Here is a 13,240-nt window from a genome sequence, read left to right as displayed (position 1 = left end):
TCCCCCGCGAGGCGCCGGAAACACGAAACGGGTGCCGGGACGCTTCCGCGTCCCGGCACCCGAACTCCCGGCTTCGCCGGAGCGTCCTGCTACTTCGTGTCGGCCTTCTTCTCCAGGGCGATCAGCGCGGGGTCGAGAACGACGTCCGGGCCGGTCTTCAGAGTGGTCGGCTCCTCCGGGAAGTGGCACGCCGTCAGGTGGCCCTCACGGGCACCCGAGAGCTGCACCAGCGGAGGCTCCTCCGTCGCGCACTTGTCCTGCGCCTTCCAGCAGCGGGTCCGGAAGCGGCAGCCGGACGGCGGCATGATCGGCGACGGTACGTCACCGAAGAGCCGGATCCGCTCCGTCTTGTCGGCATCCAGGTCCGCGTTGGGCACCGCAGACAGCAGGGCGTGCGTGTACGGGTGGCGCGGGGCGTTGTACAGCGAGTCGCGGTCGGCGACCTCCACCACCTTGCCGAGGTACATCACCGCGATGCGCTGCGAGAAGTGCCGGACGATCGCGAGGTCGTGCGCGATGAAGACGAACGCGATGTTCAGCTCTCGCTGAAGCTCCTGGAGCAGGTTGATGACCTGCGCCTGGATGGACACGTCGAGCGCGGAGACCGGCTCGTCCGCGATGATGATCTTGGGGTTGAGCGCGAGAGCGCGAGCCACCCCGATGCGCTGGCGCTGACCGCCGGAGAACTCGTGCGGGAAGCGGTTGTAGTGCTCCGGGTTGAGCCCGACCGTCTCCAGCAGCTCCCGCACCCGCGCCTCACGGCCTCCGGGCGGGTTGATGCCGTTGACCTCCATCGGCCCCGAGATGATCGTGCCGACCGTCTGCCGCGGGTTCAGCGACGCGTACGGGTCCTGGAAGATCATCTGGATCTCGGACCGGATCGGCGCCAGCTTCCTGCGGTTGGCGTGGGAGATGTCCTGGCCGTTGTAGGTGATCGTGCCGCTGGTCGGCTCCATCAGCCGGGTCAGCAGCCGGCCCGTGGTCGACTTGCCACAGCCCGATTCACCCACCAGACCGAGGGACTCGCCCGGGTACACGTCCAGCGTCACGCCGTCGACGGCCTGGACCGCACCGACCTGCCGCTTGAAGGGAAATCCGCCGTAGATCGGGAAGTGCTTGGTCAGGCCCTCCACGCTCAGCAGCGGTTCCGAGACATCCGGTTCCCGCTGCGCCTGAGCCGTGTCCGGACCGGCGGTGTTGCTCTTGTTCTCGCTCATGGTCATAGCCCCAGTTGCCGGTACATCAGCCCAGCCGGGGCTGAATCGTCTCGATGAAAACCTGCTGCTTCTGCTCTCCGGTGAGGTGACAGGCAGAGCCACGCCCTTCCGGAAGCAGGGGTCGCTCGTTCACGCAGCGGCCGCTCCCGTCGACGATGTCGACGAACGAGCACCTCGGATTGAACGCGCAGCCCGACGGCGGGTTCAGCAGGCTGGGCGGCGCCCCCGGGATCGGCGTCAGTTCCGAGCCCACGTCCGAGGAGAGCCGCGGCATCGAACCGAGCAGGCCCCAGGTGTACGGGTGCTGCGGGCTCTTGAGCACCTCACGCACCGTGCCGCGCTCGACGGCTCGCCCCGCGTACATCACCAGCAGGTCGTCGACGGTGTTCGCGACGACGCCGAGGTCGTGGGTGATCAGGATGATCGCCGAACCGAACTCCTGCTGGAGGTCCTTGAGCAGATCAAGGATCTGCGCCTGGACGGTGACGTCCAGGGCCGTGGTCGGCTCGTCGGCGATCAGCAGTTCGGGGTTGCAGACCAGCGACATGGCGATCATCGCGCGCTGGCGCATACCGCCGGAGAACTGGTGCGGAAAGTCGTCGACCCGGTTCTTCGGGTCGGGGATGCCGACCTTGCCGAGCATCTCGATCGCCCGCGCACGCGCCTCCTTCTTGGAGGCACCCGTGTGCTTGATGAACGGCTCGGCGATCTGCCGGCCCACCGTGTAGTACGGCGAGAGGGCGGTCAGCGCGTCCTGGAAGATCATCGCCATCTTGTTGCCGCGGAGCGTCTGGAGCTCCTTGTCCGAGGCGCCGGTGATCTCGTGGCCGTCCAGCACGATCTCGCCCGAGACCTCGGTGCTGCGCCGGTTGTGCAGCCCCAGGATGCTCAGGTTGGTCACCGACTTGCCGGAACCCGACTCGCCGACGATACCGAGCGTCTGGCCGCGCTCCAGGTCGAACGAGAGCCCGTCCACGGCTTTGACGATGCCGTCTTCGGTGGAGAACTGGACCCGCAGGTCCCGCACCGAGAGGAAGGGGCCGGAAGAAGCCGGTGCGGGCGCGTCCTCGGTCTTGGTGAGTGTGGTCACGGTCGTACTCCTAGGACAGACGCACGCGCGGGTCGATGAACGCGTACGCGGCGTCCACGATGACGTTGAACAACAGGATGAAGGCGGCGCTGATGATCATCACGCCCATGGTCAGCGGGAGGTCCTTGAGGACGACGGAGTCGCGGGCGAGGCGGCCGACTCCGGCCAGACCGAAGGTGAGTTCGGTGACCATGGCGCCACCGAAGAGCGCACCCATGTCCATACCGATGATGGTGACGATCGGGATGAGCGAACCGCGCCAGGCGTAGCGGAAGAAGACGAAACGGCTCGTCATGCCCTTCGCACGGGCGGCCTTGACGTGCTCTTCCTGCAGCTGCTCGATCATCGACGAGCGCGACATACGAGTGTACTGGGCCGTGAAGATGACCGACATGACGAGCCAGGGGATCAGCAGACCCATGAACCAGCCGGTGAAGCTCTCCGTCAGCGGCACGTACTTGGGCTTGTCCAGCCATCCGGTGCTGTAGACGAAGATGCCGAGAACCACCGGGCCGAGGAAGTAGATCTGCAGGGAGCTCAGCACCAGCGAAGCGGAGCTGACCGACTTGTCGACGGTCGTGCCCTTCTTCCACGCGGCGAGCATGCCCAGACCCAGACCCACCACGAGGAAGACCAGGAGTCCGCCGGCGGAGAGGGAGAGCGTCAGCGGGAAACGGTCGACGATGGTGTCCCACACCGGCTGGCCGCTGTCGAAGGAGACACCGAAGCAAGGAGCCGCGCAGTCCCCCATGGGGAGTTCGCGACCGGCGAAGATGCCGACCATGTAGTGCCAGAACTGGACGACCACCGGCTGGTCCAGGCCGAGGTTCTTATGGATGACCTCCAGCGCGTCCGGGGTGCAGTTCTTTCCACATGCGAGCAGTGCCGGGTCCTGCGGGATGGCGAAGAACATGAAGTACGTAACGGCACTGATCAGGAAAAGTGTCAGGACTGCGCCGAGCGTCCGGCGAGTGAGGAATCGAAGCATGGCTGGTCGCTGCTCTCAGGACGGCGGCTATGAGGGGGACATCAGGAGAGGGCCGGAGGCCCGGGGGTGCGCGCTCCGCCGTGTGCGCACCCCCGGGACCGGCCTGTGCGGGTTGCTACTTCTTCAGGTACAGACGCGTGACGTCGACGTAGCTGGCGTCACTGGAGTACCGGAGACCACCGACGTTGGAGCCGAAGATCTGGAACACCTTGGTGAAGTAGATCGGGGCAGCCGGGTTGATGCGCTCCACGATGTCGTGGTGCAGCGCGGTCCAGGCCTTCTGCGCCTCGGCCGGGTCCGTGATCTTCATGATGCGAGCGATCTCGGCGTTGACCTTGGGGTCGTTGATGTGCGAGTAGACGGAGGAACCGTCCTGCAGCTGCCGGCCGTCGTACGACGGCGGGATGACCGTGGAGGCTGCCGGCCAGTCCTGGCCCCAACCGGTCATGTACAGGTCGAGACCGTTCTTGACCTTGCCGACCTGCTCGTACCAGGTGGCGGAGTCGATCTCCTTCTTCACGACCTTGAGACCGATCTCCTCGAGGCGCTTGGAGATCAGGACGGCCTGCTGCTGGCGGACCGGGGTGTTGCCGTAGGCGTAGATGACCTTCTTGCCCTCGGCGCCGGCTTCCTTGATCAGCTGCTTGGCCTTCTCGACGTCACCGTTCGGCTTCTTCAGCTTGCCGAACGGGTCGTAGCCCTTCTCGTAACCGGGAACGGTCGGGGCCATCAGACCGGTCGCGGTCTCGCCGCCGTACGCGCCACCGTCGAGCTTGTAGAGCTGGGCGTTCGGCATCGCGTAGGTGATCGCGTCACGGAGCTTCTTGTCCGTCATGCGGTCCAGGTTGAAGTTGAGCTGCCACACGTACGGCGCGTAGCCCTGGATGGTGCGCTTCATCGCGGCCGAGTCGCCGACGACCTTGCTCACCTGGTTGGTGGCGACCTGACCCGTGAACATCACGGCGTTCTTGGCATCGCCACGGTCGGCCAGGAGGGTCTTGGTCTGGTCGTCGTCGTCGTGGTTGTACTCGATGTTGAAGCCGTCGACGTACTGGTGGCGGACGGAGTCGGTCGACGCGTCCCAGTTCGTGTTCTTGACGAGCTTCATCGACTTGCCGGGCTTGAACTCGGCGATCTTGTACGGGCCGGTCGCGACCGGGTCCGTGTCGTACTTCTCCTTGGTGTCCGTCTCCTTCGGCACCACGGAGTAGCCGGGCATCGCCAGCGCCTGGGCGAGGTCGGGCCGCGCCTCCTTGAACTTGAAGACCACGGTCTTCGCGTCCGGGGTCGCCAGGACCGAGTCCGGCAGGTGCTTGCCCTTGTACGGACCGTCCGGCAGCGCCTTGCGGTACGTGGTGCCCTCGCCGGACAGCCAGTTCTGGATGTAGATCGGGCCGTCAGTGATGTACGAGGCGTACAGGCGCTCGATCGTGTGACGGATGTCGGACGAGTCGATCACATTGCCGTTCTCGTCCTTGAGGTTGTCCTTGAGCGTGTAAGTCCAGGTCTTACCGCCGTCGGTCACCTTGCCGGAGTCGGTGGCGAGGTCACCGACAACGGTGAGCTGGCCCTTGTCGTCCTCCTGGTACTGCGTCAGGCCACGCTGGAGCAGCCGGTCCAGCTGCTTGGCGTCGCTGACGTAGCTCTGACCCGGGTCCAGGTGCGAGAAGTCCGCCTCCTGATAGACCGTCATGGTGCCGCCGGGCTTGGCGCCCGGCACCTCGGCCGCAGGACCGGTGGACGCCTTCGCGTCACCCATGACGACGGCCGACGACTGCTTGGCGGCGTCTTCCTGGGTCTTCGACTTGTTCTGGGTCTTGCCGCCGTTGTCGCTGCCGCCGCATGCGGTCAGGACCAGCGAACCGGCTGCCACCGCGATGACCGCGGCGCGCATCTGGCGCGTACCAAAGATGCTCATGACGATGAGTACCTATCTGTCAGTAGTGATCCAACTGGGCTGCCTGGCGCGTCCGGCCCTGGCCGGCGTCCGGGTGACAGCTACCCCATCCGCGGGGGGGACGGAAGTTCTAGCGTCCGGACTTGGGGTCGAACGCGTCTCGGACCGAGTCGCCGAGAAGGTTGAACGCCACCACGAAGACGACCATGGCGATACCCGGGAACAGCATGTAGACCGGGTCCTGCTCGTAGATGTCCGCGCCGATGGCGAACATCCGGCCCCAGTCCGGGGTGGGTTCGACGAAGCCGACGCCCACGTAGGAGAGGAACGCCACGGAGAGAATCGTGGAGGGCAGCATCAGCGTGGCCTGCACCAGAACCGGCGTGATGATGTTGGGCATCAGTTCCTTGCGGATGATCCGCGAGGGCGAGGCGCCCGAGATCCTCGCGGCCTCGATGAACTCCCGCTCGCGCAGGGTCAGAGTTTCCGCACGGATCAGACGGGAGAGGCCCATCCAGCCCAGGAACGACAGCACGATGATGATCGCCACGGCTCGCAGAGCCGTGGGGGTCTCCTCGTCGGGGCGGACGAACGCCGCGACGACCACCGGCATGGAGGCGATGAAGAACAGCTGGCTGGGGAAGCCGAGCAGAAAGTCCGTCAGCCGGCCGACCCAGTAGTCGATCTTGCCGCCGAAGTAACCGCCCACCAGCCCCATGAACACGCCGATCGCCACCATCAGGACGGTCGCGGCGAGGGCGGTGTAGATCGAGGTGCGCATGCCGTAGACCAGCTGCATGAACACGTCGCGGCCCAGGTTGGGTTCGATGCCGAACCAGTGGTCGGCGGAGATGCCACCCGCCCCACCCGTCGGCATGTTGAACTCGTCGAGGAGGTCGAGGTTGTCCTGCCCGTAAAGGGTGTAGGCGTCCTTGCCGTAGAGCATCGAGATCACGGGGGCGAGTACCGCCACCGCGAAGAAGAACAGGACGATGCACGCGGATATGACCCCGGTGCGGTCCCGCTTGAAGCGACGCCACATCAGCTGCCCGGGAGAAAGACCTGCCGCCTTCTTGACCTCCGGCTCACCGGAGTCCGACTCGCTCCCGGACGCCGGGAGGGCTGACGCCTCAACGTCGTCGATCTGCACAGGACTTGTCACGGTCGGCCGACCCCCGTAGGGATCAACGTCGCGCACACGACCCAGTTGGTGCTTATGACACCACGCATGGGTTCCTCCTCAAGAGTCCACATTGTTCACCGCAAGAGAGGCACCGACATCGCAGTCATTCCTGATCTGCCCGATCGGTACACCCAGCGCGCTCGTGAGTCGGCACCCTGCCAGTGCGCGCCTCATTGACCCGAGCTCAACTGAGCCAACTATTGAGCACGTCCGGGCTGTAAACCACACTTAAAGGGTCTCGGTTTGACAACATCAATCGGCGCGTAGACCCGAAATATGGACAAAGCGATCCTAGACAGACAGGCTCGAAACGGACTGTTAACGCAGGTTTCGGAGAGTGGCGTCCGGTAACTGGACAGTGGTCTCAAAATAATGAGTTGCGCACGGACACTCGTCGCGTAGCCTCGTCGCGGCGCGCAAGGGCCCCACCGACGACTCCAGCCGGGCAGACGCGACGAAGGCCCGGACCCACCCCTGTTCGGGAGTGGATGCCGGGCCGCCGACCAAGCACTGCCTACCTCTGAGCCGCTACGGGCACCAGCCCTTCACGGCGCGCTGCACCGTGCCGGCCTTCGTCTTCGTGGCGCAATTGATGGCACCCTCCGCCGTCTTGCTCCAGCTGCGCGCCTTGCCGTAGCCCACCTTGCCCCATCCCGTGCCCCGGGTGTTGCAGGTCTTGGCCTTGTAGTAGCCGCTCGCCTTGTACACGGCATGGAAGGCCACGTACTCGCCCGGCTTGTTGAGGTTCAGGGTGACGCTCTCGCTCTTCTCCCTGGTCTTCTCGCCCGCCTTGGCCAGAGTGCCACTGACGTTCACGTCGAGGCTGGAGACGACCCAGGACGCCGAGTAGCCGGCTCCCGCCGTGATCTCACGGCTGGACGTCTCCACATGCTGCCGGGTCACCGAGACCGTCTGGGAGAGCGTGGTGCCCTTCGGCACCACGTACGGCCTGGCGTGAGTGACCGTCCAGGCACGCTTCACCGTGGTCCACGCACCGTGCTTGTAGCCCGGCTCGCAGACGAGCGGCTGAGCACTCGCGGACGACGCTCCCACACCCACCAGCACCGACGCGGCCAGCCCCGAGGCCGCCATCGCGGCCACGAACTTTCTCCCCATCACAGATTCCCCATTCTGCTTGCTTCTGCGAATCACGAATGAGACGCATCGCAACCCCGTCCACACACTCCCGTGCGGTGGTGAGGATCTTCGCATGCAAACGCCGGGTACTTCAAGGCATTTGAGGGTGGGCAGTGCGATGACTGGGCAAGATTGACGGGCCGCCCCCAGGAGATCACGCGGAATCAGATGTTCCCATTTGCATATTCATGGAGTGGCGAAACGGCACAGGGCCCGACGCCGCACGGTGTGCGGTGCCGGGCCCTGTGCCGGACGGACGGAGGATCAGCGCTTGGCGCGCGACGCGGAGCGGCCGCGCTCCTTCTGGTCCAGGACGACCTTGCGGATACGCACGGTCTCCGGGGTCACCTCGATGCACTCGTCGTCGCGGCAGAACTCCAGCGACTGCTCCAGCGACAGCTTGCGGGCAGGCACCACGTTCTCCGTGGTGTCCGCGGAAGCCGCACGCATGTTGGTGAGCTTCTTCTCCTTGGTGATGTTCACGTCCATGTCGTCGGCGCGCGAGTTCTCGCCGATGATCATGCCCTCGTAGACCTCGGTGGTGGCCTCCGTGAAGATGACACCCCGCTCCTGGAGGTTGACCATCGCGAACGGCGTCACGACGCCCGCGCGGTCCGCCACCAGCGAGCCGTTGTGACGGGTGCGCAGCTCGCCGAACCACGGCTCGTGGCCCTCGAACAGGGAGTGCGCGATGCCCGTGCCGCGGGTCTGGGTCAGGAACTCCGTACGGAAGCCGATGAGGCCGCGGGACGGGACGATCCACTCCATGCGGACCCAGCCCGAACCGTGGTTCGTCATGGTCTCCATGCGGCCCTTGCGGGTCGCCATGAGCTGCGTGATGGCGCCGAGGTGCTCCTCCGGCGAGTCGATCGTCATGCGCTCGATCGGCTCGTGGGTCTTGCCGTCGACCTGCTTGGTGACCACCTGCGGCTTGCCGACGGTGAGCTCGAAGCCCTCCCGGCGCATGGTCTCGATGAGGATCGCCAGGGCGAGCTCACCACGGCCCTGGACCTCCCAGGCGTCGGGGCGCTCGGTGTCCAGGACGCGGAGCGAGACGTTACCGACGAGCTCGCGGTCCAGACGGTCCTTGATCTGGCGGGCGGTGACCTTGTGGCCCTTGCCGCCCTTGCCGACGAGCGGCGAGGTGTTCGCACCGATGGTCATCGAGATGGCCGGCTCGTCGACCGTGATCAGCGGCAGCGCGATCGGGTTCTCGGTGTCGGCCAGGGTCTCGCCGATCATGATGTCCGGGATACCGGCGATCGCGCAGATGTCGCCCGGACCGGCCTTCTCGGCGGGCTTACGGGTGAGCGCCTCGGTCATCAGGAGCTCGGTGATGCGGACGTTGGACTGCGTGCCGTCACGCTTGATCCAGGTGACCGTCTGGCCCTTGCGCAGCTCGCCCTGCTCGACACGGCAGAGCGCGATACGGCCGAGGAAGTTGTCGGCGTCCAGGTTGGTGACGTGCGCCTGGAGCGGGGCGTCCTCGTCGTACTCCGGGGCCGGGACCGCGGAGAGGATCGTGCTGAAGAACGGCTCCAGGCTGGTGCTGTCCGCCGGGACGGTGCCGTCCTCCGGCTTGGTCAGCGAAGCGACGCCGTCACGCGCGCAGGCGTAGACGATCGGGAACTCGATCTGGTCCTCGTCGGCGTCCAGGTCCAGGAAGAGGTCGTACGTCTCGTCGATGACCTCGGCGATCCGGGAGTCCGGCCGGTCCGTCTTGTTGATGCAGAGGATGACGGGCAGCTTGGCCGTCAGCGCCTTGCGGAGGACGAAGCGGGTCTGCGGCAGCGGGCCCTCGGAGGCGTCGACCAGCAGCACGACCGCGTCCACCATCGACAGGCCTCGCTCGACCTCACCGCCGAAGTCGGCGTGGCCGGGGGTGTCGATGATGTTGATCGTGATGACGTCGCCGCCATCCTTGGGGTGGTACTTCACGGCCGTGTTCTTGGCCAGGATCGTGATGCCCTTCTCACGCTCCAGGTCGTTCGAGTCCATCATGCGATCGTCGAGGTGCTCGGCGGCGTGCGCGGCGAACGCGCCGGCCTGCTTGAGCATGGCGTCGACCAGCGTGGTCTTGCCGTGGTCGACGTGGGCGACGATGGCTACGTTACGGATGTCGTGGCGCGTGGGCATGGGTGGCTAGCGCTTCTCTCGGGTCGGGATTCAGGCGTCTTAGTCGGTCTTGAGTCCTCGTACGCCCGCCGGGCGGACGCGCCACGGCTAGTCCCATGGTACGGGGCGGGCGCGCCTCCGGCTTCCCGGGCAAGTCTTACCGGTCACGGGACGGGCCTCGTGGCCGGTCCGCCGGCTGTGGGAATCCCCTGATACGGAGCGCCGGCACCTGTTCGAAACAGTGTGCGGACCTCGGCTCGTCCCGGCGGACCGCCGATCACCCGTCCGCTTCGTGTCTCCGCCCCCGTGATCACTTCTTCCGGAGGAATTCACCGGTGGCCGTGAGCACGCCCCCGGGGCGGACGACACGGACGCGAGGCTGTGCGGCCTCGGAGGTGGGGCTCCGAAGCTGCGGCTCCGAGTGGGGGCGGAGCGGAGCCTGCGCGGCGGGATCTTCGGGGTTGGGGCCCCGGAGATCGGGTGGTGGAGCAGATACCCGGGTCAACAGGTGGGCACAGCCTTGCCCGCCGGCAGTCCGGCGGGCAAGGGAATTGAGCCAGTTCTGAGCTTTCGGGCCCGACGCTGACCTGCTACTTCTTCTTGTTGGCCGGGGCCCCTGCGGACTGCGGCTTCTTGAAACCGATGTCCTGGTAGTGCGGCGCCCCGAAGCCGAAGGCGCCGACGTTCACGAGCTTCTTGTCCGTCGCGACCAGCTCCGGGCGCTGGTAGAGGGGAATCGATCCTGCGGCGGCCCAGATGCGGGCGTCCGCCTGCTTCATCAGGTCCCTGGCCGCCCCCTCGTCGAGCTCCGAGACCGCCTCGTCGAAGAGCTGGTCGATGTGGTCCGTACCGACGCGCGTGTAGTTCTGCTCGACGAGCAGCGAGCCGTCGGTGGCGGGCACCGGCTTGGCGAAGATCGGGCGGTCGTCCGTGGCCGGGTAGGCGGTGGCGGGCCAGGAGTACAGCGCCAGGTCGTAGTCGCCGGACGCGACGTGGTCCCGGAAGTAGCTGTCGTCGGAGACCTTGGTGATCTCGGTACGGATCCCGATCGTGTCCAGCATCGCCGCGATCTTGTCGCCGACGCTGCGCAGGGACTCGGAGCCCGGACCGGACGGCAGGACGAACCGCAGCGTCAGCGGTTTGCCGTCCTTGCCCAGGGGGCCGCGGGCGGAGTCGGGGGCCTGGGCGGGGGCCGCGGTACCGGCCGGGGCATAGGCGCCTGCCGCGCCGCCGGGCTGCCGGTCCTGGGCGGCGATCCGGACGGGAACGTCCTCGGACGTGCCCGTCTCGCCCAGGCGTCCCGCCTGGCGCAGCAGAGCGGCGCTCTGTACGGCGGCAGCCGGGGCGGGCGCGATGACGTGGGTGGCCGCGCCCTCGGCCTCTCCGGGCTTGTCGTCGTCGCCGACGATGTAGAGGCCGTCGTCGTTGGAGGGCTCGCGCCGGGCGGCGTCGTTGGTCTTGGCGTCGTCCTGCGCGCTGTCGGCCTTCTCCTCCTCGGCCTTCTCCTCCTCGGCCTTCTCCTCCTCGGCCTCCTTCTCCTCGGCCTCCTTCTCCTTCTCCTGGTCCGCGGCTTCCTTCTTCTGTGCGGCCTTCTCCTCCGCCTTACCTGCGTCCTTCTGCTTCTCGCCCTCGCTGCCGGCCTTGGTCCCGTCCGTCTTCTTCGTGGCGCCCTCGCGCGTCCAGCCCGCGTCGGCCAGCAGCGCCTGGGCCTCCTTGGTGTCCTGGCTGCCGAGCGCCTCGCTGCCGTCCTTGTACGCGGGCTGCCCGGCGAGGGCCAGGTGGCTGCCGAGCGGCTCGGCGGGCAGGCCGAGCGGCTTGAGCACGGCGTCGACGAGTTCCTGGCGGTCCAGGGCGCGGGCCACGGCCCGGCGCACCCGGTCGTCGGCGAGCGGCCCGGTCTCGCCGTTCAGCGCGAGCTGGGTGTAGGCGGGCTCCAGGGACTTGCGGACCACGTATGCGCGCAGGTCGCTCTGCTCGGCGGCGTACGCCTTCGCGGCACTGGCCTTCTCGTCCCGGGCCTCCCGCGCCTCCTCGGCCACCTCCTCGTCGGAGCCGTGCGCCAGCGCCCAGGACCGCAGGGCCGCGGCCGGGGTGAGGTCGGAGCCGGGGCCGTGGGCGGGCGGTGCACCGTTGCCGCCGGTGTCCCGGGCGGCCTGGACGATGCGGTGGGCGGACGCCGCGTCGATGTCGGCGACGTCGATCTTCCCCTCGGTCAGCGCCTCGGTGCGGTCCTGCGGCTTGACGGCCTTGAAGACCAGTGAGTCGAGCTTGGCGGGGCTCCCCCACCAGCGCGGGTTGCGGGCCAGCGTGACGGATCCCGACTCCTTGTCCACCTCGCGCAGCCGGAACGGTCCCGCGGTCGCCTTGAGCGTGGACCGCGCACCGTCGTTGAAGGCGTCCGGGGAGCCCGTCACCTGCTTCGGGTACAGCGGGGAGAAGAGGGAGCGCCAGTCCGCGTACGGCTTGGCGAAGGTGACCTTGACCTCCAGGTCGTCGGCGCCGCGCTCGATCTTCTCGATGCGTTCGTACCCGGCGTTGCGAGCGGTCCAGAAGGCGGAGTCCTTGCCGCTCAGTGCGCGCCACTGGGCGACGAAGTCGGGTGCCCCGATCTCCCGGCCGTCGCTCCAGACCGCCTGCTGGTTCAGCCGGTAGAGCACCACCTGCTTGGGCTCGGTGTCGACCACCTTCGCGGATTCCAGGTAGTCCGGGTTCAGCTGCGGTCGGCCCTTGGCGTCCAGCGGGAAGAGGGTCGGCAGCAGGGCGCCGGTGATCCGGGTGGTGGCGCTGTCGGCGTCGGCCTGGAAGGCGTTGAGGGTCGCGGGCATCGCGTCGATCGCCCAGTTGACCGTGCCGCCCTCCGCCACCTGGGCTCGGGCCGCCGGCGCGACGTCCTGCGGGGCGACGGCGGCGGTGGGGGCCTCGTCGTTGCCCGAGCTGCAGCCGGCCAGTACGGGGAGGGTGAGCACCCCCGTGGTGAGAAGTGCGAGCGAGCGGCGCTTTCGGGGTGTCCCGCGCGGGACGCCGACGTGGGACATGACTGATACCTCCGGGGACGGCCCGGCCCACCCTTACCCGAATGGGCCGGATTCTGCGTATTTGGTGGCATTTGCAGTTGATCACACTGGTTCCGCCCGTCCACTGAAAGCGCCCACGCGCGGGAGACCGCGCAGACACGGCGCGGCGACCCCGAACCTCACCCGTGCGGCGGAGTGCCCGGACCGGCCGGAATGCGACGCCCCGAGGGGCCGCGTCCCCGAAGCCGGCAAGACGGGACGGTCCGCTCTCTTCCCAACGGGGATGTGACGCGCGACACTCGCAGGCGCATGCGCATGGCCACCCGCGACTGCGGAAGTGAGATCAAGTCATGTCACTGCAAGACGAATTGACGGCAGTTCAGCACTGTCTCGACGATCTGGTCCGCATCGTCGGACGGCTGGAGCGGAGCCTTGCCCAGCTGCGCGAGGCGGACACCGCTCCGGACCTGCTCGGCCCGGCCGGCCACACCGCACCCGTCGACGGCGTCATCACGATCACCGAGGCGCCGTACGACGCCACCCTGTGGACGGACTCGGACGACGAGGGTCTGGGCGTCCGCGGCAGGCACGCCCCCTAG

At 67.4% G+C, this 13,240-nt stretch carries 9 protein-coding genes; 1 reads left to right on the top strand and 8 read right to left on the bottom strand.

Features of this window, described 5'->3' with window-relative positions:
- Nucleotides 1-89: 89 nt before the first annotated feature.
- From SH922_RS26080 to SH922_RS26045, 8 genes are all read right to left on the bottom strand, one after another.
- Complete coding sequence (locus tag SH922_RS26080) at nt 90-1,217, bottom strand: ABC transporter ATP-binding protein (protein ID WP_393060273.1); 1,128 nt, start codon at nt 1,215-1,217, stop codon at nt 90-92.
- Between the two features lie 25 nt (nt 1,218-1,242).
- Nucleotides 1,243-2,307: an ABC transporter ATP-binding protein gene (locus tag SH922_RS26075; protein WP_393060272.1), complete on the bottom strand. Its 1,065-nt coding sequence runs from the start codon at nt 2,305-2,307 to the stop codon at nt 1,243-1,245.
- A 10-nt stretch (nt 2,308-2,317) separates the two neighbouring features.
- On the bottom strand, nt 2,318-3,295 hold the full coding sequence (locus SH922_RS26070; RefSeq protein WP_393060271.1) for an ABC transporter permease: 978 nt from the start codon (nt 3,293-3,295) through the stop codon (nt 2,318-2,320).
- 115 nt (nt 3,296-3,410) lie between these two features.
- A complete protein-coding gene (locus SH922_RS26065) occupies nt 3,411-5,213 on the bottom strand; it encodes an ABC transporter substrate-binding protein (RefSeq protein WP_393060270.1) in 1,803 nt (600 codons plus the stop codon).
- A gap of 109 nt (nt 5,214-5,322) precedes the next feature.
- Complete coding sequence (locus SH922_RS26060) at nt 5,323-6,354, bottom strand: ABC transporter permease (protein WP_393060269.1); 1,032 nt, start codon at nt 6,352-6,354, stop codon at nt 5,323-5,325.
- Nucleotides 6,355-6,903: 549 nt separating this feature from the next.
- Nucleotides 6,904-7,491, bottom strand: a complete 588-nt coding sequence (locus SH922_RS26055) for a hypothetical protein (RefSeq protein WP_393060268.1) — start codon at nt 7,489-7,491, stop codon at nt 6,904-6,906.
- Between the two features lie 285 nt (nt 7,492-7,776).
- A complete protein-coding gene (typA, locus tag SH922_RS26050) occupies nt 7,777-9,648 on the bottom strand; it encodes a translational GTPase TypA (RefSeq protein ID WP_393060267.1) in 1,872 nt (623 codons plus the stop codon).
- A gap of 569 nt (nt 9,649-10,217) precedes the next feature.
- Nucleotides 10,218-12,662: an ABC transporter family substrate-binding protein gene (locus tag SH922_RS26045; RefSeq protein ID WP_393060266.1), complete on the bottom strand. Its 2,445-nt coding sequence runs from the start codon at nt 12,660-12,662 to the stop codon at nt 10,218-10,220.
- A gap of 329 nt (nt 12,663-12,991) precedes the next feature.
- On the opposite strand from SH922_RS26045, the gene SH922_RS26040 reads away from it, so the two are divergent.
- Nucleotides 12,992-13,240, top strand: coding sequence for a hypothetical protein (locus SH922_RS26040; RefSeq protein ID WP_393060265.1), 249 nt, complete (start codon nt 12,992-12,994; stop codon nt 13,238-13,240).

Origin of the sequence: Streptomyces sp. LN549, from assembly GCF_043203805.1 — a bacterium.
Taxonomy (GTDB): domain Bacteria; phylum Actinomycetota; class Actinomycetes; order Streptomycetales; family Streptomycetaceae; genus Streptomyces.
The sequence above is the reverse complement of the archived record's forward strand: the minus strand, read 5'-3'. Positions and strand labels throughout refer to the sequence as shown.

Coding starts and splice junctions, on each gene's coding strand:
- SH922_RS26080 (WP_393060273.1), bottom strand. CDS start 1,217: ATGAGCGAGAACAAGAGCAACACCGCCGGTCCGGACACGGCTCAGGCG.
- SH922_RS26070 (WP_393060271.1), bottom strand. CDS start 3,295: ATGCTTCGATTCCTCACTCGCCGGACGCTCGGCGCAGTCCTGACACTT.
- SH922_RS26065 (WP_393060270.1), bottom strand. CDS start 5,213: ATGAGCATCTTTGGTACGCGCCAGATGCGCGCCGCGGTCATCGCGGTG.
- SH922_RS26055 (WP_393060268.1), bottom strand. CDS start 7,491: ATGGGGAGAAAGTTCGTGGCCGCGATGGCGGCCTCGGGGCTGGCCGCG.
- typA (WP_393060267.1), bottom strand. CDS start 9,648: ATGCCCACGCGCCACGACATCCGTAACGTAGCCATCGTCGCCCACGTC.
- SH922_RS26045 (WP_393060266.1), bottom strand. CDS start 12,662: ATGTCCCACGTCGGCGTCCCGCGCGGGACACCCCGAAAGCGCCGCTCG.
- SH922_RS26040 (WP_393060265.1), top strand. CDS start 12,992: ATGTCACTGCAAGACGAATTGACGGCAGTTCAGCACTGTCTCGACGAT.